General features: G+C 32.2%; 22 protein-coding genes. All 22 read right to left on the bottom strand.

The features are described 5' to 3' along the window. Positions 1 to 60: 60 nt before the first annotated feature. Positions 61 to 1,320: a replication-associated recombination protein A gene (locus J2Z35_RS07945; protein WP_209660864.1), complete on the bottom strand. Its 1,260-nt coding sequence runs from the start codon at positions 1,318 to 1,320 to the stop codon at positions 61 to 63. A 129-nt stretch (positions 1,321 to 1,449) separates the two neighbouring features. Beyond that, positions 1,450 to 2,229 carry a GTP-sensing pleiotropic transcriptional regulator CodY gene (gene codY / locus J2Z35_RS07950; RefSeq protein ID WP_209660865.1) on the bottom strand — a complete coding sequence of 260 codons (780 nt, stop codon included), beginning with the start codon at positions 2,227 to 2,229 and terminating at the stop codon, positions 1,450 to 1,452. Between the two features lie 116 nt (positions 2,230 to 2,345). Further along, entirely contained in the window at positions 2,346 to 4,403 is a 2,058-nt protein-coding gene (topA, locus tag J2Z35_RS07955) for a type I DNA topoisomerase (protein ID WP_209660866.1), read from the bottom strand. A 184-nt stretch (positions 4,404 to 4,587) separates the two neighbouring features. Next, positions 4,588 to 5,658: a DNA-processing protein DprA gene (gene dprA / locus J2Z35_RS07960; RefSeq protein ID WP_209660867.1), complete on the bottom strand. Its 1,071-nt coding sequence runs from the start codon at positions 5,656 to 5,658 to the stop codon at positions 4,588 to 4,590. A 24-nt stretch (positions 5,659 to 5,682) separates the two neighbouring features. After that, positions 5,683 to 7,206, bottom strand: a complete 1,524-nt coding sequence (locus J2Z35_RS07965; RefSeq protein WP_209660868.1) for a YifB family Mg chelatase-like AAA ATPase — start codon at positions 7,204 to 7,206, stop codon at positions 5,683 to 5,685. Between the two features lie 11 nt (positions 7,207 to 7,217). Continuing rightward, the gene (locus J2Z35_RS07970; protein WP_209660869.1) at positions 7,218 to 7,565 is read right to left on the bottom strand and encodes a YraN family protein; all 348 of its coding nucleotides are present in this window, start codon (positions 7,563 to 7,565) and stop codon (positions 7,218 to 7,220) included. After that, complete coding sequence (locus J2Z35_RS07975; RefSeq protein ID WP_209660870.1) at positions 7,555 to 7,830, bottom strand: EscU/YscU/HrcU family type III secretion system export apparatus switch protein; 276 nt, start codon at positions 7,828 to 7,830, stop codon at positions 7,555 to 7,557. The genes J2Z35_RS07970 and J2Z35_RS07975 overlap by 11 nt, the downstream gene beginning before the upstream one ends. A 4-nt stretch (positions 7,831 to 7,834) precedes the next feature. Beyond that, positions 7,835 to 9,352 (bottom strand): hypothetical protein, encoded by a 1,518-nt coding sequence (locus J2Z35_RS07980; protein ID WP_209660871.1) that lies wholly within the window; start codon positions 9,350 to 9,352, stop codon positions 7,835 to 7,837. A gap of 33 nt (positions 9,353 to 9,385) precedes the next feature. Then, positions 9,386 to 10,165: a ribonuclease HII gene (locus J2Z35_RS07985; RefSeq protein ID WP_209660907.1), complete on the bottom strand. Its 780-nt coding sequence runs from the start codon at positions 10,163 to 10,165 to the stop codon at positions 9,386 to 9,388. Positions 10,166 to 10,351: 186 nt separating this feature from the next. After that, complete coding sequence (gene ylqF / locus J2Z35_RS07990) at positions 10,352 to 11,242, bottom strand: ribosome biogenesis GTPase YlqF (RefSeq protein WP_209660872.1); 891 nt, start codon at positions 11,240 to 11,242, stop codon at positions 10,352 to 10,354. A gap of 136 nt (positions 11,243 to 11,378) precedes the next feature. After that, positions 11,379 to 11,720, bottom strand: coding sequence for a 50S ribosomal protein L19 (rplS, locus tag J2Z35_RS07995; RefSeq protein WP_209660873.1), 342 nt, complete (start codon positions 11,718 to 11,720; stop codon positions 11,379 to 11,381). A gap of 81 nt (positions 11,721 to 11,801) precedes the next feature. Further along, positions 11,802 to 12,548 (bottom strand): tRNA (guanosine(37)-N1)-methyltransferase TrmD, encoded by a 747-nt coding sequence (trmD, locus tag J2Z35_RS08000; protein WP_209660874.1) that lies wholly within the window; start codon positions 12,546 to 12,548, stop codon positions 11,802 to 11,804. After that, positions 12,548 to 13,054 (bottom strand): ribosome maturation factor RimM, encoded by a 507-nt coding sequence (gene rimM / locus J2Z35_RS08005; RefSeq protein WP_209660875.1) that lies wholly within the window; start codon positions 13,052 to 13,054, stop codon positions 12,548 to 12,550. The genes trmD and rimM overlap by 1 nt, the downstream gene beginning before the upstream one ends. Before the next feature lie 66 nt (positions 13,055 to 13,120). Next, positions 13,121 to 13,351: a KH domain-containing protein gene (locus J2Z35_RS08010; protein ID WP_209660876.1), complete on the bottom strand. Its 231-nt coding sequence runs from the start codon at positions 13,349 to 13,351 to the stop codon at positions 13,121 to 13,123. Between the two features lie 50 nt (positions 13,352 to 13,401). Next, the gene (rpsP, locus tag J2Z35_RS08015; RefSeq protein WP_209660877.1) at positions 13,402 to 13,641 is read right to left on the bottom strand and encodes a 30S ribosomal protein S16; all 240 of its coding nucleotides are present in this window, start codon (positions 13,639 to 13,641) and stop codon (positions 13,402 to 13,404) included. A 28-nt stretch (positions 13,642 to 13,669) separates the two neighbouring features. Continuing rightward, complete coding sequence (gene ffh / locus J2Z35_RS08020; protein WP_209660878.1) at positions 13,670 to 15,016, bottom strand: signal recognition particle protein; 1,347 nt, start codon at positions 15,014 to 15,016, stop codon at positions 13,670 to 13,672. Then, positions 15,013 to 15,369 carry a YlxM family DNA-binding protein gene (gene ylxM, locus J2Z35_RS08025; RefSeq protein WP_209660879.1) on the bottom strand — a complete coding sequence of 119 codons (357 nt, stop codon included), beginning with the start codon at positions 15,367 to 15,369 and terminating at the stop codon, positions 15,013 to 15,015. Before ylxM ends, ffh begins: the two co-directional genes overlap by 4 nt. Before the next feature lie 77 nt (positions 15,370 to 15,446). Beyond that, positions 15,447 to 16,724 (bottom strand): signal recognition particle-docking protein FtsY, encoded by a 1,278-nt coding sequence (gene ftsY / locus J2Z35_RS08030; RefSeq protein WP_209660880.1) that lies wholly within the window; start codon positions 16,722 to 16,724, stop codon positions 15,447 to 15,449. Positions 16,725 to 16,737: 13 nt separating this feature from the next. Beyond that, the gene (smc, locus tag J2Z35_RS08035) at positions 16,738 to 20,271 is read right to left on the bottom strand and encodes a chromosome segregation protein SMC (protein ID WP_209660881.1); all 3,534 of its coding nucleotides are present in this window, start codon (positions 20,269 to 20,271) and stop codon (positions 16,738 to 16,740) included. Positions 20,272 to 20,286: 15 nt separating this feature from the next. Next, on the bottom strand, positions 20,287 to 21,342 hold the full coding sequence (locus J2Z35_RS08040; protein ID WP_209660882.1) for an elongator complex protein 3: 1,056 nt from the start codon (positions 21,340 to 21,342) through the stop codon (positions 20,287 to 20,289). Further along, positions 21,339 to 22,025, bottom strand: a complete 687-nt coding sequence (gene rnc / locus J2Z35_RS08045; RefSeq protein WP_245330805.1) for a ribonuclease III — start codon at positions 22,023 to 22,025, stop codon at positions 21,339 to 21,341. Before rnc ends, J2Z35_RS08040 begins: the two co-directional genes overlap by 4 nt. A 54-nt stretch (positions 22,026 to 22,079) precedes the next feature. After that, on the bottom strand, positions 22,080 to 22,499 hold the full coding sequence (locus J2Z35_RS08050; protein ID WP_209660883.1) for a CD1247 N-terminal domain-containing protein: 420 nt from the start codon (positions 22,497 to 22,499) through the stop codon (positions 22,080 to 22,082). Positions 22,500 to 22,510 lie beyond the last annotated feature (11 nt).

Consider the following 22,510-nt stretch of genomic DNA (forward strand, 5'->3'; position numbering starts at 1 on the left):
TTACTATGAATTCTAAAATAATTATATATTAGAGTTTATTTCTTGTCAATCTAAAGACAGCTAAATATTTTTAATCTTATCTATATAATCTTTTAATCCTTTTTCAAATTTATTTTCCTTAGGTTTATAGTATATCTTACCCTTTAAGCTCTTGGGAAGATATTCCTGATAAACATAACTATTTTCATAGTCATGGGGATATTTGTAATCAGTTCCTCTACTCATTTTTTCTGCTCCATCATAATGGGAATCTTTTAAATGAAGAGGTACATCTGATACAAAACTTTCCTCTAAGTCTTTTTCAGCCGATGCTATTGCATTTACAGCGGAGTTGGATTTTGGAGACATACTAAGAAGTATTACGGCCTGAGAAAGAGGTATTTTTGCTTCTGGAAACCCAAGCTGAATAGCAGAGTCTACACAACTTTTCACAATTGATATAGCGTTTGGGTATGCAAGGCCTATATCTTCTGATGCAATTACAAGAAGCCTTCTGCATATAGATTTTAAATCTCCAGCTTTAATTATTCTTGCAAGATAATGAAGGGCTGCATCAACGTCACTCCCTCTTATGGATTTTTGGAAAGCACTTAAGGCATCATAATGGGAATCCCCTTTTAAATCATATACCATTTGTTTTGATATATTTAGATTTTCCAAAAGATTATTGTCAATGCTCAATTTTTCATTTTCATAATAAAGTTGGATTATTAGCTCTAGAAGATTAATCCCTTTTCTCATATCTCCATCAGAATAACTTGATATTTTTTTAATTGTTTCTTCTTTATAGAATATTGAGTAACCTTCTTTATTTAATCTTTTTATGATTTTTTTTAAATTATTTTCAATATCGTTAATATTTATCTCATTAAATTCCAAAACCAGACACCTACTAAGAAGGGCCTTATATACATAATGATAGGGATTTTCTGTAGTGCTTGCAATTAGTGTTATGTCACCTTTTTCAATATGGTCAAGAAGAACCTGCTGTTGCTTTTTATTGAAGCTTTGTATCTCATCGATATAAATTATATCTTTTTTATAGATAGCTCCTGATTTTGACCAGCCTAATACCTCTTTCATTTCCGAGGTGTTTGATTGGGTAGCATTTAGCATATGCATTGATTTACCTGATTTTTGAGCTATGACATTTGCAACAGATGTCTTTCCAACCCCCGGTGGTCCATAAAAAATCATATTTGGTATAATAGATTTTTTTATAGCCCTGTATATAACTCCGTTTTCCCCAGTCAAATGACTTTGCCCCACTATATCATCTATATCAGAAGGCCTTAAATATTCTGCAAGTGGTTTTTTCATAATCAATCTCCTATATGGTCTTATAAACTTTATGCTTTTATTCCCAAATAATTTTTAATTAAAGGATTATATTTCCACAATGACTTTAAAAAACCCTCGACAACTACTGTCGAGGGCTATAAATCTTTATTAATTTCTATGCTTCTTTAACTCTTCCATGAGCTTGTCATTTAATATTTTTATGTGAGTCCCTTTCATCCCAAGAGATCTAGACTCTATAACTCCAGCACTTTCAAATTTACGAAGAGCATTTACTATTACAGATCTTGTGATTCCTACTCTATCTGCAATTTTACTTGCTACAAGTAGTCCCTCATCTCCGTTTAACTCATTGAAAATATGCTCAACTGCTTCAAGCTCAGAATATGAAAGTGTATTTATAGCCATCTGAACTACGGCCTTACTTCTCATTTCGTCCTCAAGCTCTTCACTTCTTGCTCTTAATATTTCAAGCCCTACAACAGCTGCACTATATTCTGCTAGTATAAGGTCCTCATCTACAAATTTACTTTCGTATCTTGATAGTATTAAAGTTCCAAGTCTCTGACCACTTCCCATGATAGGTACTATAGTTGCATACTTTTCATAACTATTTAAATCATCTTTAAATACTTCCAGCAATTTTTCCTGAGTTAGATTGGATATTGTTTCGCTGATTTTATTTACAGATTCTACATAGTGATTCGGAAGTCTTTCCTCTCCTGTTTTTTCATCTATTATAGTAGGACTATCTGATGTATGAGTAAGCTCAATCCCTAGAGCTTTTCCTCTAGCGCTAAAAATATATACATTTGAGTTTAATACATCTTTTAGTGTCTGACTAAGCTCTACAAAAGATACAGGATTTGATCCAGAATTTTGTAAAATACGGTTGATTTTTCTTGTTTTTTCTAATAATATGCTTGACATCCAATTCTCTCCTTGTTTATTATATTTTAATTATTTGAATTTTTTAAATTTTCTAAAGTATTCTTTTGACATTCAGATAATACCACAATATTTTTATTTAATCAAGCAATTTATAATTATTCTTTTTCATAGTCACATTCTTTATTTGAGCACTTTATTTTTTCACCTGATTTATTTTTTACACTTACTAAAATACTGTCGCATTTTGGACAGTTCTCTCCTACAGGTCTATCCCATGAAACAAATTTGCAATTTGGAAACTTTGAACATCCATAAAAAACTCTACCTTTTTTACTTTTTCTTAAAATTACCTCTCCATCCTCACACTCAGGGCATTTTACTCCTATTTTTTCAAGCATAGGTTTTGTTCCTTTGCATTCCGGATAGTTTTTGCAAGCTAAGAATTTTCCAAATCTCCCAAATTTCACTACCATCGATGAACCACATATGTCGCAAATTTCATCCGTTTCTTCTTCAAGTACTATTTTTTCTATATTCTCTACAGCTTTTTCAACAGCATTTTCAAGAGGATTGTAAAGCTCAGAGATTATATCTTGCCATCTAATATCTCCATCTTCAACTTTATCTAGCTTGCCTTCCATCTCAGCTGTAAAATCTACGTCTACAAACTTGTCAAAATTTTCTTCCATGATTTCCGTAACTATAAATCCAAGTTCTGTAGGATAAAGTACATTACCTTTTTTACTCACATACCCTCTTTGAAGAATTGTAGATATGGTAGGAGAATAGGTACTTGGTCTTCCTATCCCTCTCTCTTCCAAGGTTTTTACAAGAGAAGCTTCGCTATATCTTGGGGGCGGCTGAGTAAAGTGCTGCTTTGGCTCCAGTTTGGAGACTTTAAGTTTTTCTCCTTCTTCTACGGTTGGAAGGATTACTTCTTCTTGCGCTGAGTAATTATAAACCTTAGTAAAACCATCAAATTTCATCTTTGATCCAGATGCTTTAAAAGTGTACTCATCTACTTTTCCAGTGATAGTCTGGGAATCATATAGAGCATCAGACATCATAGAAGCAGTAAATCTATCCCATATCAGCTTGTATAGCTTGTATTGATCCTTTGAAAGAGAATCTTTTATAGTCTCGGGAGTAAGGCTTATAGAGGTAGGTCTTATACATTCGTGAGCATCCTGAACCTTTTTATTTTTTTTGCTTGCATTTACATAAGGTTTATAGTACTTCTCTCCATATTTTTCTTTAATAAAATCTTTTCCTTGCTCCTGAGCTTCATCAGATATTCTTTGAGAATCTGTTCTTATATAGGTTACAAGCCCAGTTGTTCCCTTCCCTTTTATGTCTATACCTTCGTAAAGTTGCTGAGCAATCATCATAGTCTTTTTTGTTGCATAAGACAGACGATTGGCAGCATCTTGCTGCAGTAAACTTGTGGTGAAAGGTTTTTGCGAAGATCTTTTTCTCTCTTTTGTTTCTATTTTTTCAATTTCAAGATCTTTCTTTTCTATTTTTCTTAATATTTCTTCAACTTGCTCATTAGTCTTTATATCCATTTTTCCATCAGTATTCCCAAAAAATTTAAAATCTATGGTTTTCTTTTCTTTTGTTTTGGCTTTTAGATTTAAAGACCAGTATTCTTCTGGTTCAAATGCTTCTATTTCCTTTTCTCTATCACATACTAGTTTTGTAGTCACGGACTGGACTCTTCCAGCACTTAGACCTTTTCTTATTTTTGCCCAAAGTATAGGACTGATTTTATATCCCACTAGTCTATCGAGTACTCTTCGTCCTTGCTGTGCATCTACTAGATTAATATCTATTTTTCGAGGATTTTTAATAGCTTTTTTTATTGCTTCTTTAGTAATCTCATTAAATTCAATTCTGATGTTTTCCTTTTCGTCAAGGCCAAGCAAGTAAGCTAAATGCCACGATATTGCCTCACCCTCTCTATCAGGGTCAGTAGCTAAATAAACTTTGTCAGCCTTTTTTGCCTCTTTTTTAATTTCATTTACAACAGGACCTTTACCTCTTATAGTTATATACTGAGGCTCAAAGTCATTTTCCACATCTACTCCCATTTTACTCTTAGGTAGGTCTCTTATATGACCTACAGATGCTTTTACAATATAATTTTTTCCTAAAAATTTCCCAATAGTTTTAGCCTTTGCAGGCGATTCTACTATAACAAGATTTTTCCCCATTATTTCACCTCTATTTTGTGTATCTATATAAATTTTTCTTTAAAATATCACGCTTCATCTAATGAATTCAGGCTGGAGTTAATCTCCAGCCTGAATTCATTAGATGTATTTAATGTCAACAATTCTGAATATTGAATGCTTAAAGGATTATAACTTAAAACCTCTATTTTTTCAACTTCATTTTTTAAAGTACTGCATTAACAAGTATGCCATCGTAATTTACAACACCTTTTATATCAAGTATATTTAGTATCCCCATAACATCTTTTATATTGATTCCTGTAGTTGACGCAATATAGTCAATATGACATATTCCTTCCTTTTTTACGCAAAGATATATTTTATTTTCAAGCTCTGAAAGATTAAGTTCTTCGTGGCTTTTAGAAGATATGATATCAAAATCCATATCATACTCAGAAAATATATCACTTATGTTAGAAGCAAGTATAGCTCCTTGTCTTATAAGATTATTAGTTCCTATGCTGTATTTTGAATTTATATTTCCTGGGACAGCAAATATATTTTTACCCTGCTCTAGGGCAAAATCCGCAGTAATTAAAGTGCCGCTCTTTAATCCTGCTTCAACAATTAAAATACCGTCTGACAGCCCACTTATAATTCTATTTCTATATGCAAAGTTCACAGGGAGTGTTTTTTCAAGTGGAGAGTATTCTGATATCACTAGTCCCTTCGAAGCTAAAACCCTTTCCATAAGCTTTTTATTTGAAGTAGGATAAGCTTTGCTTACAGGGGTTCCAAGTACGCATATGGTTTTCCCTTCCTCTTCAAGAGCACCCTCGTGTGCATATGTATCTACTCCTGTTGCCATGCCACTAATAATACAAACATCACTTTTTGCAAGCTCTGATGAAAATCTTTTGGATGCCCATATTCCATAAGTGGTTGGTTTTCTCGTTCCAACAATAGCTATAGAAAATTTCCAGTTCAAAAGACTTATATCTCCTTTGTAAAAAAGTATATGAGGTTTACTTGAGATATTTCTTAGTTTCTGAGGATAATTTTCATCATATAGGGTTAAATACTTTATATTTTCTTTAAATAGTATATCTTCTAGTTTTAAAAGTTCTTCAAATTTGGTTTCCCATAGCTTTTGGTCAATTTTTTCTCCTATATACATTTTAGCGTCAACAAATCCGTTTATAATATCTGAACTTAAAAGAATATCTCTAATTTTTTGCTGGTTTTTTAAGTCTCTTTTATTAAACAAAGACATAAACAGGGAAACTCTATCCATGATTTCACCTCATATTCATATTAATTAACCCCAATATTTCATAAATGTCTTTCTAAAGCTTAAGGCTTCTCCAATATGATTTAATTTGATGTCCTCTGATGAGTCAAGGTCAGCTATAGTTCTAGATACTCTAAGAACTCTATGATAGCTTCTGGCTGAAAGTCCTGTTTTTTTGAAAGCAGATTTTAAAAAGTTTTCTGCATCTTTAGTAAGGTTGCAGTATTTTTCAATATGTCTTATGTTCATTTGACTATTATAGTTTATATTTTCATCCTTAAATCTCTGTCTTTGAAAATCCACAGCCTTCATCACCCTATCTCTTATGCTTAGGGATGATTCTTCATCTGACTTAGATGAAATTTCATCATAGGCTAATGGCGTAGTTTCTAAAAATACATCTATCCTATCAAGCATCGGTCCAGATGCCCTATTAAGATATGCTTTTATTTTATTTTCACTGCAGAGACACTCTTTTAATGGGTTTTTATAGTTTCCACACGGACATGGATTGCTAGAACCTATTAAAATAAAATCAGAGGGATAGGTTATTTTTTTATTTACCCTAGATATTGTAATTTTTTTATCCTCTAGGGGTTGCCTAAGTCCTTCCACAATTTTTTTGTTGAATTCCAGAAACTCATCCATAAATAGTATTCCGTTATGAGAAAGCACTACCTCTCCAGGCGTGCTGCTATATCCGCCTCCAATCAAGGATGAGTAGGTTACAGTATGATGAGGCGCTCTAAAAGGACGCTTCCTCGCTATTATATTGTCTGGAATTTCACCTAAAAAACTATAAATTTGACTTACTTCCATATATTCTTTGTCATCAAGATCAGACATTATGGTGTTTAGCCTAGATGCAATCATTGTCTTTCCTGATCCTGGAGGACCTATCATAAATACATTATGAAATCCTGCAGCCGCAATCTCCATTCCTCTTTTTACAATAAAGCTTCCCTTTACGTCTTTAAAATCCTCGATTTCTGGAATTTTATAGTTTAAGTCTATATTTGAAAGACTCTCAAGAACCCCTTCATTTTTTAGATAAAAACATACTTCCTTTAAATTTTTTCCTAAAAACACATCTATATCTGGAACCATAGATGCTTCATTTCTATTTTCCCAAGGTATAATAACTTTTTTTATTTTCTTTTCTTTTGCTAGTCCAAGAAGCAACGCAGTACATCCCTTTACTGGTTTTAAATCTCCATTTAATGCAAGTTCACCTAAAAATCCTGTATCCTTTAGATGCTTTTCATCTATAAGCTGGCTATCCATAAGTATAGATACCGCAATTGAAATATCATAATGTGAACCTTCTTTCTTGATATCTGCTGGGGACAAGTTTACCACGATTTTTTTGTTTGGATATTTAAAGCCACTGTTTCCTATTGCAGACTTAATTCTGTCTTTAGCTTCTCTTACAGAACCATTCGGAAGCCCTACCATTGTAAGGCCTGGAATCCCTGTAGTAATGTCCACTTCCACCTCAACAATATACCCGTTTATTCCTTCTGTCCCTGCTGAAAAGCTTTTAAAAAACATCTCGCTCCCCCTTAAAATGCCCTTTCAATATGGTTTATTTTATTCTCATTTAAATATACTTCAATTACATCAAAGGATACTTCATTATAATATAATGAAGTATTAGAAATATAAGCTTTCGCTACTTTGGTTATCTTTGTTACTTTCTTAAAATCAACAGCTTCACTTGGAAGACCAAAATTTAAGCTACTTCTGGATTTAACTTCAATAAAAGTTAAAATGTTGTCCTTTATTGCAACTACATCCACTTCTCCAAATTTAAAGGTTAAATTTCTCTCCAAAATATTATATCCATTTTTAGTTAGATATAAGCAGGCTAAATCCTCCCCTAAATTCCCTTTGATTTTATTATTCTTCATATGAATCCACCTCAGCTATAAAAACAAGCACCTGAGCCACAGCTTCATATAGAGTTTCTGGGATATAGCTTCCCATTTCCATCTGCGCTAATTGAGAGACTAGCTTCTCATCTTTATATATAGGGATATCACTTTCTTCTCCCTTTTCAAGCATTTTTTTTGCTACATTTCCTTGTCCAATTGCAACTACTTTAGGTGCAACATCTCTATCAGAGTCATAGTTTAATGCTACTGCAGTTTCTCTTCCTCTAATCTTTTTTTTCATATATCTACACCCACGTTTCAAAGGTTTCTAGATTAATATTTTTGTATGAAGCTTCTTCTATTAATGGTCCTGTTTCTTCTAATTTAATCTGAGTTTTTAGATTTATATTGCTATATCCTAAGTTTTTAATTGCTAAATCTAACTTTGGGAGCAGTTTTTTAAATTTTGATTCAATACTCTTATTTTCAAAGTACATATCTATATTCATAGTGCTTTCATTTTTATAGGTTAATAAAGCTCTTACATTTCCATTTTTATAGGTGTCTATGGAAAATCCAATTCTAAGCTCATCATTTTCTTCTCTTTTTTTATTTTTTTTCACATAATACTGGGCAATATTTTCATATTTTTTTATTTCAAATGGCACAATATGAAAGCTTAGATCCTTTGTAAAATTTTTAAGTAGCTCAGTTTTAGGAAGAATATCCTTTTCTAATATATCTCTAATATCTTTTCTATCTTTAGAGGCATCCATCAGCAGTTTGAGATTATCCTCAATTTTTTCAAAGTCTAACTTTATTGGATTTTTTTCCTGATGGTTTTTTTCTAAATCCAAGTTCTTAATAGATGCGTCTTTAATTAGATTTACTATTTTATCTAAATTTTGATTTTCAGATGAACCGCTCTTAAGTAATGTGTTTTTCTCTGTATCCTGATTTTTAGAATCAAGGCCAATTTTATTTGAGGTTTGTATTTTGCTTATTTCATCAAATTTATTAAATGAAGCTTCTTTTGAAATATCACTTACTTGAGTATTTTTGTTGCTAGTTAAATCTTCCTTATTCTCAAAGCTTTGATTTATTTTATTTTCTTTGTCATTGTGACTAAGTTTTTCAAGTCCAATAAGATCAATATTTTTATCCTTTATATTTTGATATATCTCAGATAGAGCTTTAATATTTTGAGCACTTACAGTAATATTTGCTGATTTTAAAAACAATATATCTTTTAAAGCCATATTGCTTATGCTATTTTGATGTACATCTGTTTTTGATGATTTTTCTATGCCTTGCTTTACTAGTTCATCTAAGGGAAGCTTTAGCTTGTCATTTGAAATCAAAGTAAAATCCTCTTCTTTAACTAGCTTCAATGAAATATTTAGATCTTTTATTTCTTTAAAGGATTCCTTCGTAACTGGAATTCCTGCTTTAATCATTTCCTTTAAAATTTCTTTGTTTTCGCCAGTTATAGGTTGTTTTAATGTGTTCAATAAGTCTTCAAGCTTTAACTCTTTTACCAAATTCAATTCTTTTTTTTGCATATCCGGTTTTAAAAGTACGCTTCCATCATCATTTATAAATATATTAAAAAGCATTTCCTCTCCAATAAAATTTTCCATTGGAACTGTTGAGGTAGCTAAAAACTCTTTCCCTCCAGATGAAATAAGCACAGTATTTTGATTCACATCAAGAACCTTGCCTTTTACATGTTCTCCTCTATTTTTTAGTTCATTAGCATCGCTTGAGGTTTTGTTTAAGTTCAAATCTGTCCTAAAGCTATTTGCTCCTATATCTATCCTCAAATGATTTCCCTCCCTTTGTAAGAGCATCCGGTTCTAATTTTGCTCTAGTATTTTGCCTAAAAAGGACATCCTGTGAATAGGAGTTACTCCAAATTTTCTTATAGCATCTACATGTTCCAGTGTGCCGTATCCTTTGTGCTTTTCAAATCCATACACCTTGTATATCTTTGCATATTCTTTCATCAAAGAATCCCTTGTAACCTTTGCTAAAATACTAGCACAGGCTATAGATGAACATCTTGCATCTCCCTGTATCACCGTTTTTTGAGGCAAAGAAATCTCTTTTATTGCTTGATTTCCATCTATTAGTATAAAATCTGGTTTTATATCACACATTTCTATAGCTCTTCTCATGGCAAGCATTGTAGCACCATATATATTCAGACTATCGATTTCGTTGTTGTCTGCAATTCCTATCCCATATGAAATCGAATTATTCTTTATTTCTTCAAATAATTCTTCTCTAACTTTCTCACTTATTTTTTTTGAATCATTTATCTTTTTTATCATTGGATTTTTTTCTAAGACTACGCAGGCTGCAACTACAGGCCCAGCAAGAGGACCTCTTCCCGCTTCATCAATTCCCCCTATTAGAGTATTTCCTTTTTCTATGAAATGCTCCTCTATTTCAAAGAGCTTTATAAGTCTTTCTGTTTCTATTCTAGACTTGTCTAGCTTTTTTGATAGACCAAGGGCCAATTTTTTTACAGATTCTCTATTATCTTTTGACATCATATCTATATATTTTAGATATTCTTTCTCTTCTAGTTTATCGATTATATTTTTAATTTCTTGAACTTTCAGTTTATCCATCAAAATATGTACCTCATTTCATTTTTTTATGAAAATTTCTAATATTTTATAAATATATTGTATATGTTTTATCTAATCACTGCAAAGCAATTTAATTCACTTAGATAATATGTAATTTAAAAATGGACCTATTCTTTGAATAATCATAAGAACAGGACCATTAGTGGTCTTTTAAAAAATATAAAATTATATAGCTTTATTAAAGTCATCAGGGGATTCAAGGGTTATCTTCCCTAGCTTCCCGCTTCTGAATTCGTGGAGAAGGGTCGAAGAGAGTCTTAGAAAGTCGATTTCAGCCCCAGGAAGTATATATCCTCTTTTTTTAGCAATAGCCTCTATTATATCCATAACGGATTCAAGGTCTTCTTCAATCTTGAACCTCTCTGATAAAACAGATGGTTTTACCTTGGAAATATATTTTATAAGCTCCACTGCAATCTCTTCTATTTCTATTACATCGTCTTTTATAGATCCTAAAAAAGCAAGCTTTAAAGCTACGTCTTGATCTTCAATCTTAGGCCAAAGTACTCCTGGTGTATCAAGAAGCTCAAGGTCTCCCTTTAGCTTTACCCACTGCTTTCCTTTTGTTACTCCAGGTCTATCTCCTGTTTGAGTGCTTTTTTTGCCTATTATCTTGTTTATAATAGAAGATTTTCCTACGTTTGGTATCCCAACTACCATCACTCTAAGGGGTCTTCTTCTCCTACCTCTTCTAGCAAGGTTTTCATATAAAGCCTTTGATTTATTGTTGAGACATCCAAGTAAATCTTTAATACCCTTGCCTGTAAGTGAATTAACTGCTACAGATTCATAATTTTTTGATTTATAGTAGTCCATCCAGGATTTAAGAAGGATAGGATCTGAAAGATCTTCTTTGTTTAAAACAACTACCTTGGGAAGGGTTTTAACAAGTTCATCTATATCAGGGTTGCTTGTGCTTATTGGCGCTCTAGCATCTACAATTTCTATAACAACATCAACTAGTTTTAAGTTTTCTGCAATCTGCTCTTTAGTCTTTTTCATATGACCCGGATACCAGTTTATTACTATCTCCATATTTTTATCATCATAATTCATTTTTTCACCTTCTTACATCTTAAGTTTTATGGTTATTATATCATATAAAAACACTCAGGGATTTTTTAAAAAAGTAGGTGCGTTTTCCCATAATAAAAGGAACTGAGTACTCAGTTCCTTTTAGAGGCTTTTAAAGTTATCTAGCTTCCTTAACTTTTGCTGCTTTTCCTACTCTATCTCTTAGGTAGTTAAGCTTAGCTCTTCTTACTTTACCTTTTCTTGTAACTTCGATTTTTTCTACACTTGGAGTATGTACTGGGAATATTTTTTCTACTCCTACACCAAAAGAAATCTTTCTTACTGTGAAAGTCTCTCTAAGTCCTCCACCTTGTCTTTTAAGGACAACTCCCTCAAAAATCTGAATTCTTTCTCTTTTTCCCTCTCTTACTCTGATATGAACTTTAACTGTATCTCCAGCTCCAAACTCAGGTAAGTCAGTCTTGATTTGTTCTTGCTCAATAGCTCTTAAAATTTCCATTTTTATTTCCTCCTCACAAAGACGTTCTTAATGCCAAACAACAGAGGAACGCCCGAATTTTAAACACAAGGTATTATATACTTATTTTGACTGTTTGTCAATATTTTTGAGTTTTTCTAAAATCTTGATATCCTCTTTTGATAGTTTTGAAATATCTAGTATATCAGGCCTTCGCTCTAGAGTCAGTTTTAAAGACTCAGTCTTTCTATATTCATTAATATGTTTATGATTTCCAGAAAGAAGAACCTCAGGAACTTTAAGCCCTTCATATTCTGCTGGTCTTGTATAATGAGGATATTCAAGCAATCCATCGCTAAATGATTCTTCATCTAGGGAGTCATCATCCCCAAGAACGCCTTTTACATGTCTAGATATACTATCTATAAGTACAAGAGCTGGAAGTTCTCCTCCAGTGAGTACATAGTCTCCAATTGAAACCTCTTTGTCTACAATCATATCAATAGCTCTTTGATCTATGCCTTCATAATGACCGCATAGAAGTACAAGATCATCTTCTTTTGAAAGCTCTACTGCCATTTCATTAGTAAATTTTTCACCTTTTGGAGTAAGATAGATAACCTTTGGCTTTTTAAAAACAGCTTCTTTTATATGGTTATAACAGCTAACTATTGGATCAACAGTCATTACCATGCCTGCTCCTCCTCCATAAGGATAATCATCTACTTTTCTATGCTTATTTTTAGAATAATCCCTTATATTCCAGCATTTATATGATATTTCACCTTTTTCCGTTCCTCTTTTCATGATACTCTCACCCATATAGCTATGAATTATCTCTGGGAAAAGAGTCATTATATGAAAATTCATTACTCTATCATTCCTTCTATAGGATCAATTATTATTTTTGAGTTTTCCATATCTACCTCAGGAATAAATCTCTTTAAGCCTGGTATTAAATATTCCTTTTGGACAACCTTATCCTCGATGACATAAACATCATTTGCAGTGTACTGAAGTACATCTTTTAAAATGCCTATAAAATTTTCTTTTGTATCATAAACTTCAAATCCTATTAGGTCTGATATCAGATGCTCGTCCTCTTCCATATCCCTGAGATTATCTCTGTCTATGAAAATATATTTGTTTTTCATCTTCTCTGCTTCTTCTACAGTATTTATCCCATCGAGCTTTAGGACAGGCATTCCTTTAGAGTATTTTATGCTATTTATTTTAATTTTATGATCGCTGTTTTCAAAATACACATATCCAATTTCCTCAAATCGCTCAGGATAATCAGCATAGGAATATATTTTTACATCCCCTTTTAGTCCATGGGTGTTTACAATTTTACCTATTCTTATCTTTTGTTTCATATCAAAATCACCTCAAAAACATTAAGGATTAGATAACAAACAAAGGATTAGAGTATACTCTAATCCTTATTGAATGATTTCTACTATTACTCTTTTGTTTTGTCTTATGGCTGCGGCTTTGACTACAGTTCTTATCGCTTTTGCAATTCTTCCCTGCTTGCCAATAACCTTCCCCATATCTTCAGATGCTACTTTTAACTCGACTATGATAGATTGCTCTCCATGAGTCTCGGTAACAGTAACTTCCTCTGGATGGTCAACTAGGGATTTTGCAATTACTTCAACAAGTTCTCCCATATTAATTACCTCCTAGACATATCTAAATAGAAAGTATGTACTTTCTATTATTAGATAATGCCGTTCTTTTTGAAAAGAGTTTTTACTGTTTCAGTTGGCTGAGCTCCTGTTGATAGCCACTTTTCAGCCTTTTCATTATCTATTTTGATAACTTTAGGTTCTGAAACTGGGTTGTAGTAACCTATTTCTTCTATAAATCTACCGTCTCTTGGTGCACGAGAATCAGCAACAACTATTCTATAGAAAGGTTTTTTGTTAGCACCCATTCTTTTTAGTCTGATTTTTACCATGTTTTCACCTCCTTAAAAATTTATTAATCTATAATCCTGGAAAAGGGAATTTCATTTTTCCTTTTTTCATGGACTTGTTCATTTGGGTAAACTGCTTCATCATTTTTTTGGACTCTTCAAACTGCTTTAAAAGCCTATTTACCTGAGAAACTTCGTTTCCGCTTCCCTTAGCAATTCTTTTTCTTCTGCTTGCGTTTATTATTGAAGGGTTTTGTCTTTCCTGCTTTGTCATGGATTGTATTATTGCTTCCACTCTTACAAGCTCTTTATCATCTATATCAATATCTTTAATCCCCTTCATTTGGGATACTCCTGGTATCATCTGGATTAAATCCTTTAATGGCCCCATTTTTTTAACTTGTTGCATCTGCTCTAAAAAGTCATCAAATGTAAAATCTGATGATTTTATTTTGTCTTGCATAGCCTTTGCAGACTTTTCATCAAATGCTCCTTGAGCTTTTTCTATTAGGCTTAGTACATCTCCCATGCCTAAAATCCTAGATGCCATTCTGTCTGGGTAAAAAGGTTCTAAATCTTCAAGTTTTTCTCCAATAGCTGCGAATTTGATTGGCTTTTGGGTGACAGCCTTTATAGATAAAGCAGCCCCTCCCCTTGTATCACCATCAAGCTTTGTAAGGATTACTCCGTCAATGCCTAATGTGTCATCAAAGGACTGGGCAATGTTTACGGCATCTTGCCCTGTCATAGAATCCACTACAAGAAGAATTTCATGAGGTTTTACATTTTTCTTAATGCTACTTAGCTCTTCCATAAGATTCTCATCTATATGGAGTCTTCCGGCTGTATCAACTATTACAATATCATATCCTAATGTCTTAGCCTTTTCTAAGCCTTTTTTTGCTATATCAACCGCATCTTTATTGCCCTCATCCGAGAAAAATACAGCTCCAGCTTTTTCTGATACCACCTCAAGCTGCTTGATAGCGGCTGGTCTATATATGTCACATGCAATAAGCATTGGCTGCTTGCCTTGTTTTTTGAGATTTAAAGCTAGTTTTCCTGCTGTAGTTGTCTTACCAGCTCCTTGAAGTCCGACAAGCATGATTACAGTAGGAGGCTTAGAGGATAGGTTTAGCTTGCTTTGCACCCCGCCCATAAGCTCTGAAAGCTCTTCATTAACTATCTTTATTACTTGTTGCCCTGGAGTAAGACTTTCTAGTACCTCAGCTCCAATAGATCTTTCTTTGACTTTTTTTACAAAATCCTTTACTACTTTGTAGTGAACATCTGCTTCTAAAAGAGCAAGTTTCACTTCTCTCATTGCAGCTTCTACATCTTTTTCTGTAAGCTTTCCTTTGCCCTTAAGATTTTTAAGGGTATTTTGAAGTTTTTCAGCAAGACCTTCAAATATCATTCTGATAACCCCTCACAATAATCTATTATAGAATCGACTTTATTCAAAAAGTCTTCGTTATCAACACTTTTTCTTAATTTATTTAAGCTGATTAAAATATCATTAATCTCTTTTAATCGTTTATCTTTCAGCTTCTTAAATCCAATATTTTTTTCATATTCATAAAGAAGCTTTTCTGATCTTTTGATTGTGTCATATACAGCTTGTCTTGAAATCTCTAGATTTTCACTTATTTCTGTAAGGGACAAATCCTCATTATAATACTGCTCTATTACTTCAAGCTGCTTCTTTGTCAAAAGTTTTCCGTAGATATCCAAGAGTTCACTTATTTCTACTACTTTTTGAATCTCCATAAGTATCACCTCTGTAAAGTTTTTAACCTTTACACTAAAGTATTTTATATTACATATCTTCAATTGTCAACATATATTTACTCACTTTTAGCAAATAAAGCTTCTGAGAAGGATTTAGCATCAAAGTCCTGTAAATCCTCAATCTTCTCTCCAACTCCTATTAGTTTGATTGGTATTTTCAGCTCTGATTTAATTGCAAGTACCACACCACCCTTTGCAGTACCATCAAGCTTTGTAAGTATTATTCCATCAAGAGGCGCTGCTTCTTTAAATATTTTAACTTGATTCATTGCATTTTGACCTGTTGTTGCATCAATTACAAGAAGAACCTCCCTTGTAGCCTCAGGGTATTCTCTTTCTATTATTCTAAATATCTTAGAAAGCTCCTGCATAAGATTCTTTTTATTGTGAAGCCTTCCCGCTGTATCACAAATAAGAACGTCTATATTTTTCGATTTTGCGCTATGAATGGAGTCAAAAATCACAGCCGAAGGGTCTGCTCCTTCTCCATGTTTTACTATATCTACCCCTGCCCTTTGTGCCCAAATTTCAAGTTGGTCTGCTGCTGCTGCCCTAAAGGTGTCTCCTGCTGCAAGCATTACCTTTTTCCCCTCTTGATTGAGTCTTGATGCTATCTTCCCTATAGAAGTAGTCTTCCCTACACCATTTACTCCCACAACTACAAGAATAGCAGGAGAAGGCTCTATTTTGAGTTTAGCATCATCTGATGATAGAATTTCCTCTACTATAAGCTTTAGCTCTTCTCTAACACCATCAATTTCTTTTATAGACTTCTTTTTTACATTGGTCCTTAATGTATCCACTATCTTCATAGTAGTCTCAAAACCAATATCTCCTGTAATTAATATCTCTTCAATCTCTTCATATAGCTCTTCATCTATGGTAATATGCCCTTTGAAAAGATCGTCTAATTTTCCTGTTAGATTTTGGGTAGTTTTACTAAGCCCTTCTTTAAGCTTTGAAAATAAATTGAATTTTTTTGGCTGCTCCTGAGGCACTTCCTGAGATTCTTCCTGAATCTCCCCCATAGGATCTTCTTTTGACTCTTCTTCAATCTCTATATTTTTATCTTCAACTTCTTCAATGTCCTCAATTTCTTCAATGTCTTCTTTGAGTTCTTCTTTCAGTTCTTGTATAATTTCTTCTTTAAAATCTTCTTTTATTTCCCCTAATGCATCCTCTTTAATATCTTCCTTTATTTTTTCTATTGCTTCTTCTATTTGTTGTTCTTCTAAATCTTCTATTTCTTCTGTGGAATTTTCTATGATTTCCTCATCATCTTTTTCTTTCTCATCCTCAAATCCCATTATATTTTTAATGAATTTTTTAAACATCTTTTCCTCCTTATTAATTTTCTATATAGCTTTCTGCTTCATCCAGTTTAAGACTTAATACCTTTGAAACTCCCTTTTCTTGCATCGTTATTCCATATATATAGTCAGAGGCTTCCATTGTTCCTCTTCTATGAGTTATAGTTATAAATTGAGTTTCCTTAGAAACCACTTCTAAAAAAGAAATGAACCTATTTATATTGGCATCATCAAGTGGGGCATCAATTTCATCAAGTATGCAAAAAGGGACTGCTTTTCTCATCAAAATGGAAAAAAGTATTGCAATAGCCGAAAGAGCTTTTTCTCCTCCTGATAAGACACTTATTGATTTGAGCTTTTTCCCTGGTGGCTGAACATTAATATCAATTTCTGAATCCAGTATGTCTTCACCATCCTTTAATATAAGCTCTCCTTTTCCACCTCCAAATAGTACTTTAAATACTTCTTTGAACTTTTCATTGATGTCTAAAAAGCTCTCCTTAAATTCCTTGACCATATTTATTTCTAGATCTTTTATTATATTTTCAATTTTTTCAGTTGAGTCTTCAAGATCTGTTTTTTGAGATAAATAAAAATCATATCTTTCCTTTACATTTTTAAACTCTTCTATGGCGTCCATGTTAATATTTCCTAGCTCAGATATGGATTTTTTTAAGCTTTGAATATGTTTTTTAGATATTTCTTGAGTTTCATCTCTAAGCACCTGAGCCTCTTTTATATCCATCTCATAGTCTTCCATAATTTTTTCCTTGATTAAAGATTCTTGATATATGTACCTTGATAAATCAGACTCTTTTTTTCCCAAATCTACAGAAAAGCTATTTAGCTGCTTGCTTAGTTCATCACTTTCTCTATGGTATTTTTCTATCTCTTCCTCATGCAAAGCTCTTTCCTTTTCAAAATTTGATTTTTCAGATTCTAAATCTTTAATCTTTGCTTTTAAATCATCTGACTCTTTTTTTAGTTCTTCTGCATAATGTTTTAATCTATTTTCTTCTTTTTCATTGAAAAGAATCTCTTCCTCTACATTTTTAAGTTGATTTTCCTTATTTGTTAGTTGTAAGTTAAGCTCATTTTTTTCTTTTATTTTTCCATTAAGAGTTTCTTCCTGTCTAGTTTTTTCAATTTCCAACTCCCTAATTTTATTATCTTGAGATGTCATAGTAGACACTATTAATTCTTTTTCATTTAGCTTAGAGTTTATTTGATTTTTCAAGCCCTTTATTTCTATCTCAAATGACTTAACCTTATCAAAGTCTGATTTCAATGTAAGCTTAGAGTCTGAAACTGCTTTTTCTATCCCTTGGATTTCAGCTTCAAAAGATGTTTCTTGTCTTTTCAAAAATTCTTCTTTTATTTGAAGCTCCTTGTTTTCATTTATTTTCCTTACAATAAATCCTTCAAGATTTTCTCTCTTCAAATCTATATCATTTAGATTTCTTTTTAAATCATCTAAGTTTTCATCTGCCCGTCTAAGCTCTTCTTCTAGCTTTGTTTTAAAACTCTCGAGTTCGCTGAGCTTTTTAATTAGTTCTTCAATAGTTTTTCTTCTTGTAAATATACTTGCCGATGAATAAAGGCTACCTCCTGTAACTGAGCCTCCTACATTAAATATCTCTCCATCCTTTGTAACTATTTTAAAGGAGTCTTTATTTTTTTTACCAAGTGCTATAGCCTCGTCCATAGTGTCAACTATAACTATTCGTCCTAAAAGATATTTTACTATCTCTTCATATAAAGAGGAATATTCCACCACATTATAAGCTAAAGTTCCTGATTGATTATAGTTTAGAGTTCTTCCTGAAATTGAGTCAAGGGGTAAAAATGTCACTCTACCTAGTCTATTTTTCTTTAAAAAGTCTATGGCATTTTTTGTATCTTCTTTTGTATTTACAATAATGTTTTGAAGTTGCCCAGATAGAACCCCTTCTATTGCTTTTTCATAGCCTGATTTTACCTTTATTATATTTGCAACAGCATCTTTGATTCCCTTTAAATTTTTATTTCCTAAAATCTCTTTGCTCCCTTTTGAAAAGCCTTCCATATCCTCTTCCATTTTTTGAAGCATCAAAAGCTTTGATTTGGTGTCTTTAATCTCGTATAAGTTGTCATTTAAAGATTTTAAGAGTTTGGATTTTTTATCTTCTGTTTCACTAATCATTTCTTTGATAGCATTTAGCTCGATTTTTGAAGAGTCAAGTTCTTTATTTTTTTCTTTTATTTCTTGTTTTATTTTTTCTCCTTCATCCACATACTGCTTTAGAGTGTCTTTTACATCAAGAATGGATTTTGATGTTTCCTCCATTCTTTCTTCCATACTTTTTATATTTTCCTCTAACATTTCACATCTTGATTCAATTTTTAGTTTTTCACTTTCAAGGTTTATTGCTTTTAGTTTAAGATTTTCTATACTTTCATCCATTTCACCTAGGCTTGCTATTTCTGACTTATGGGATTTGATACGCTCTTTATGCTCTTTAGTCAGTTCATCAATAGATAGCTCTATATTATTTAGTTCAATATCAATATTTTTTATTTTTTTGTTTAAATTTTCAATTTCAATCTTTTCTGAGCTTAGAGAATCTTTTAGTCTTATATTATTGCTTTTTATATTAACTATTTTTTCTTTTGTTACATCATATTTTCTAAGGCAAGACTGCTCTAATTTTACAAGCTCTTCTATTTCCTCTAGATATTCCTTAATATTTTCTTCAGAAAAGCCTAGCTCTCCTTTTGACTGAAATATCTTATTTGTAATATCCTGCTTTAATCTTTCAGTTTCTTTTACCTTTTTCTTTAGAATCTCTACTTCAGCTAAGGCATCCCTTTGTGATTTATAAAGGACATCAAAATCCTTTAAAACCCTATTAATATCTGATTTTATAAGTTCTTCTCTCAATACAAAATATTTTTCAGCCTTTTCCTTTTGAATCTCTAAAGGTTTTATCTGTTTTTCAATCTCTTTATATATGTCATTTATTCTTTCTAGATTTTCTTTTGTAGAAGACAGTTTTTTTTCGCTCTCTTCTTTTTTATATCTAAACTTTGTGATTCCGGCTGCCTCTTCTAATATCTTTCTTCTATGAACCGAACTACCATTTACAATCTCATCGATTTTCCCTTGACTTATAATGGAATATCCTTCTCTTCCAATACCTGTATCAAGTAGTAGCTCTTTTATATCTTTTAATCTACAGGGTTTGTTGTTTATAAAAAACTGACTTTCACCAGATTTAAAAGCCTTCCTTTTTATTGCAATCTCCGTATATTCCAAATTGATTTTTTGATTGGAGTTGTCAATAATCAAAGAAACTTCGCAATACCCCATTTCCTTTCTTTTCTCTGTACCGGAAAAAATAACATCTTCGAGTTTTTCTCCTCTAAGATTTTTCATACTTTGCTCTCCCAATACCCATCTTACAGCATCTAGTATGTTACTTTTTCCACTTCCATTTGGCCCTACTACAGAGATTAAACCTTTGGGAAATAATATTTCAGTTTTATCTGGAAATGATTTAAATCCTTTTAGCTCCATTTTTTTTAAGTGCATTAAAATCACCTCCTGTTAGAAGTATTCATGATAAAGCTTTTGAGCTATGGAATTTATAGTGATATAGTTATTGTCTAAAAGTATAGTATCCTTATTTAATAAAATATCTTCTTGGACATTTATGTTTATATTAAGGTTTTCCTTAAAGTATTTTATATTACTTTTCTTATTTCCTACTATTTTGGAAATCATAGAGGTCCCACAAGTTATATCTATATCTGTGGTATTTTTGTTTTGTTTTATATACTTTATCAGATAGTCTTTTATTAATGAAGAATATACAAGCTCTCCTATAGAAGGATGAAAAGGTCCTGCAACTATTTCTTTCCCCACATTTATAGTATCACTAGCCTGAAGGCCAATTCTTATAACATCAATATCTGAGCTTATTAAAATACTATAAAGTTTCTTAACTGTTTGAACAGTATCATCAAGAGAAAGGGGGTTATAAATTTTTCCTAAAAGCATACTTTCTAGAGCTGTTTCTTTAATTACAAGTACGGGATATATTCTTGCAAAATCAGGTTTTATTTTAGCAAACTCCATGGCAGTAAAAATAGACTTCTTAGGGCTATCTCCTGGAAGACCTACCATCATCTGAAGTCCCAACTTAAACCCCTGTTCTTTGATAAGATTTGATGCTGTATATACGCACCTATCATCATGCCCTCTATTGCTAAGTTTTAGAACCTCTTTGTCTAGGGACTGAACTCCGAGTTCAATTATAGTTACATTATGAATTTTAAGAAAATCTAGTATTTCTTTATCAATAGAATCTGGTCTTGTAGAAATTCTAATATCCTTTATCCTATAATCTTTTTTCATGTAATCATTTGCAATATCAAGACACCCTTTTTGAATATCTCTATCAAGAGCAGTAAAGCTTCCTCCAAAAAAAGCTATTTCTATATCACTTTCCTTTGAAATAGTTTTTATAAATTCTGCAATATCTTTTTTTATTTCATCGAAGTCTATGGATGCTAATTTACCTGTAATTTTTCTTTGATTACAAAATACGCAATCGTTTGGACAGCCCTGATGTGGTATGAATATTGGAATTATTTTTTTCATTTTAATTTCTCCATTGCATTTTTTGCAGCTTCTTGCTCAGCTTCCTTCTTGCTTTTTCCTTTTCCTTCTCCTATTACAATATCACCCAAAAAAACCTCCATCTCAAAGGTTTTATCGTGGTCTGGTCCAAAATGTCTCGAAAGCTTATAATGAATACTATCCTTATTATCTTTTTGTATTATCTCCTGAAGCTGAGTTTTATAGTCCCTCATAATCTTTCCATCTACAGCATCATCAATAATGTCCTTCATAAAGCTAAGTACAAAATTTGTGGCAAAATCAAAATTACCATCAATATATATTGCTGCTATTAAAGCTTCTACAGCATCAGCAAGTATAGAATCTCTATCTCTGCCTCCTGTAGATTCTTCCCCCTTACCAAGATATAGGTATTCTCCTAAGTTGATTTTTTTTGCAAAGTCTTTAAGAGTTCTCTCACATACTATCGCTGCCCTTATTTTAGTAAGTTCTCCTTCTGGAAGATTTTTTTTAGTATTGAAAAGATGGTTACTTATTATAAGACCAAGTACACTGTCTCCCAAAAACTCCAACCTTTCATTGTCCTTGTTTTTGATTTTTTTGTATTCATTTGAATAGGAACTATGGGTAAGAGCTTCTTTAAGTACACTTATATTTGTAAATTTATAGTTAATTTTTTCTTGGAATAGTTTTAAATTTTTCAACTTTATCTACCTCGTTATTCATTTTAAAAAAGGCTGCGTTAGCAGCCTTTTAGATTAATGATTGTGCTTACCGCAGCATTCATGTTCTTCTTCATTCTCACATATATATTCTTCATCTTGAGCATGGATTATAACTTCTCCACATGCAGGGCAAACAATATCTTCATCTTCATCATAAAGAAGCTCTTCATCAACCTCAACTTCTTCACCGCAGTTAGGACATTTTAGCTCTACAAATTCAGAATCCTCATCCTCATAAAAATCTTCCTCAATCTCGCTTAAATCCTCTTCGATAGAATCAACATACTCAGATAGTTCTTCTTGTTCTTCATGAAGCTCAACAAGAGCATCTGCAAATTCATCAAGAATGTCAACCATCACACCTATAACTTTGCCTTCTTTAGTTTCTTCAGATATTCCCAAACCCTCGCAAAGACCTTTTAGATAAGAAACTCTTTCATATAAATGTTGCATGGTCATCCTCC

Source organism: Acetoanaerobium pronyense (genome assembly GCF_017874355.1).
GTDB classification, from domain to species: domain Bacteria; phylum Bacillota; class Clostridia; order Peptostreptococcales; family Filifactoraceae; genus Acetoanaerobium; species Acetoanaerobium pronyense.

Bases quoted from the DNA above. Each gene is read 5' to 3' on its own strand.
- J2Z35_RS07945 (WP_209660864.1), bottom strand. From the start codon at position 1,320: ATGAAAAAACCACTTGCAGAATATTTAAGGCCTTCTGATATAGATGAT.
- codY (WP_209660865.1), bottom strand. From the start codon at position 2,229: ATGTCAAGCATATTATTAGAAAAAACAAGAAAAATCAACCGTATTTTA.
- topA (WP_209660866.1), bottom strand. From the start codon at position 4,403: ATGGGGAAAAATCTTGTTATAGTAGAATCGCCTGCAAAGGCTAAAACT.
- dprA (WP_209660867.1), bottom strand. From the start codon at position 5,658: ATGGATAGAGTTTCCCTGTTTATGTCTTTGTTTAATAAAAGAGACTTA.
- J2Z35_RS07965 (WP_209660868.1), bottom strand. From the start codon at position 7,206: ATGTTTTTTAAAAGCTTTTCAGCAGGGACAGAAGGAATAAACGGGTAT.
- J2Z35_RS07970 (WP_209660869.1), bottom strand. From the start codon at position 7,565: ATGAAGAATAATAAAATCAAAGGGAATTTAGGGGAGGATTTAGCCTGC.
- J2Z35_RS07975 (WP_209660870.1), bottom strand. From the start codon at position 7,830: ATGAAAAAAAAGATTAGAGGAAGAGAAACTGCAGTAGCATTAAACTAT.
- J2Z35_RS07985 (WP_209660907.1), bottom strand. From the start codon at position 10,165: ATGGATAAACTGAAAGTTCAAGAAATTAAAAATATAATCGATAAACTA.
- ylqF (WP_209660872.1), bottom strand. From the start codon at position 11,242: ATGAATTATGATGATAAAAATATGGAGATAGTAATAAACTGGTATCCG.
- rplS (WP_209660873.1), bottom strand. From the start codon at position 11,720: ATGGAAATTTTAAGAGCTATTGAGCAAGAACAAATCAAGACTGACTTA.
- trmD (WP_209660874.1), bottom strand. From the start codon at position 12,548: ATGAATTTTCATATAATGACTCTTTTCCCAGAGATAATTCATAGCTAT.
- rimM (WP_209660875.1), bottom strand. From the start codon at position 13,054: ATGAAACAAAAGATAAGAATAGGTAAAATTGTAAACACCCATGGACTA.
- J2Z35_RS08010 (WP_209660876.1), bottom strand. From the start codon at position 13,351: ATGGGAGAACTTGTTGAAGTAATTGCAAAATCCCTAGTTGACCATCCA.
- rpsP (WP_209660877.1), bottom strand. From the start codon at position 13,641: ATGGTAAAAATCAGACTAAAAAGAATGGGTGCTAACAAAAAACCTTTC.
- ffh (WP_209660878.1), bottom strand. From the start codon at position 15,016: ATGATATTTGAAGGTCTTGCTGAAAAACTTCAAAATACCCTTAAAAAT.
- ylxM (WP_209660879.1), bottom strand. From the start codon at position 15,369: ATGGAGATTCAAAAAGTAGTAGAAATAAGTGAACTCTTGGATATCTAC.
- ftsY (WP_209660880.1), bottom strand. From the start codon at position 16,724: ATGTTTAAAAAATTCATTAAAAATATAATGGGATTTGAGGATGAGAAA.
- smc (WP_209660881.1), bottom strand. From the start codon at position 20,271: ATGCACTTAAAAAAAATGGAGCTAAAAGGATTTAAATCATTTCCAGAT.
- J2Z35_RS08040 (WP_209660882.1), bottom strand. From the start codon at position 21,342: ATGAAAAAAATAATTCCAATATTCATACCACATCAGGGCTGTCCAAAC.
- J2Z35_RS08050 (WP_209660883.1), bottom strand. From the start codon at position 22,499: ATGCAACATTTATATGAAAGAGTTTCTTATCTAAAAGGTCTTTGCGAG.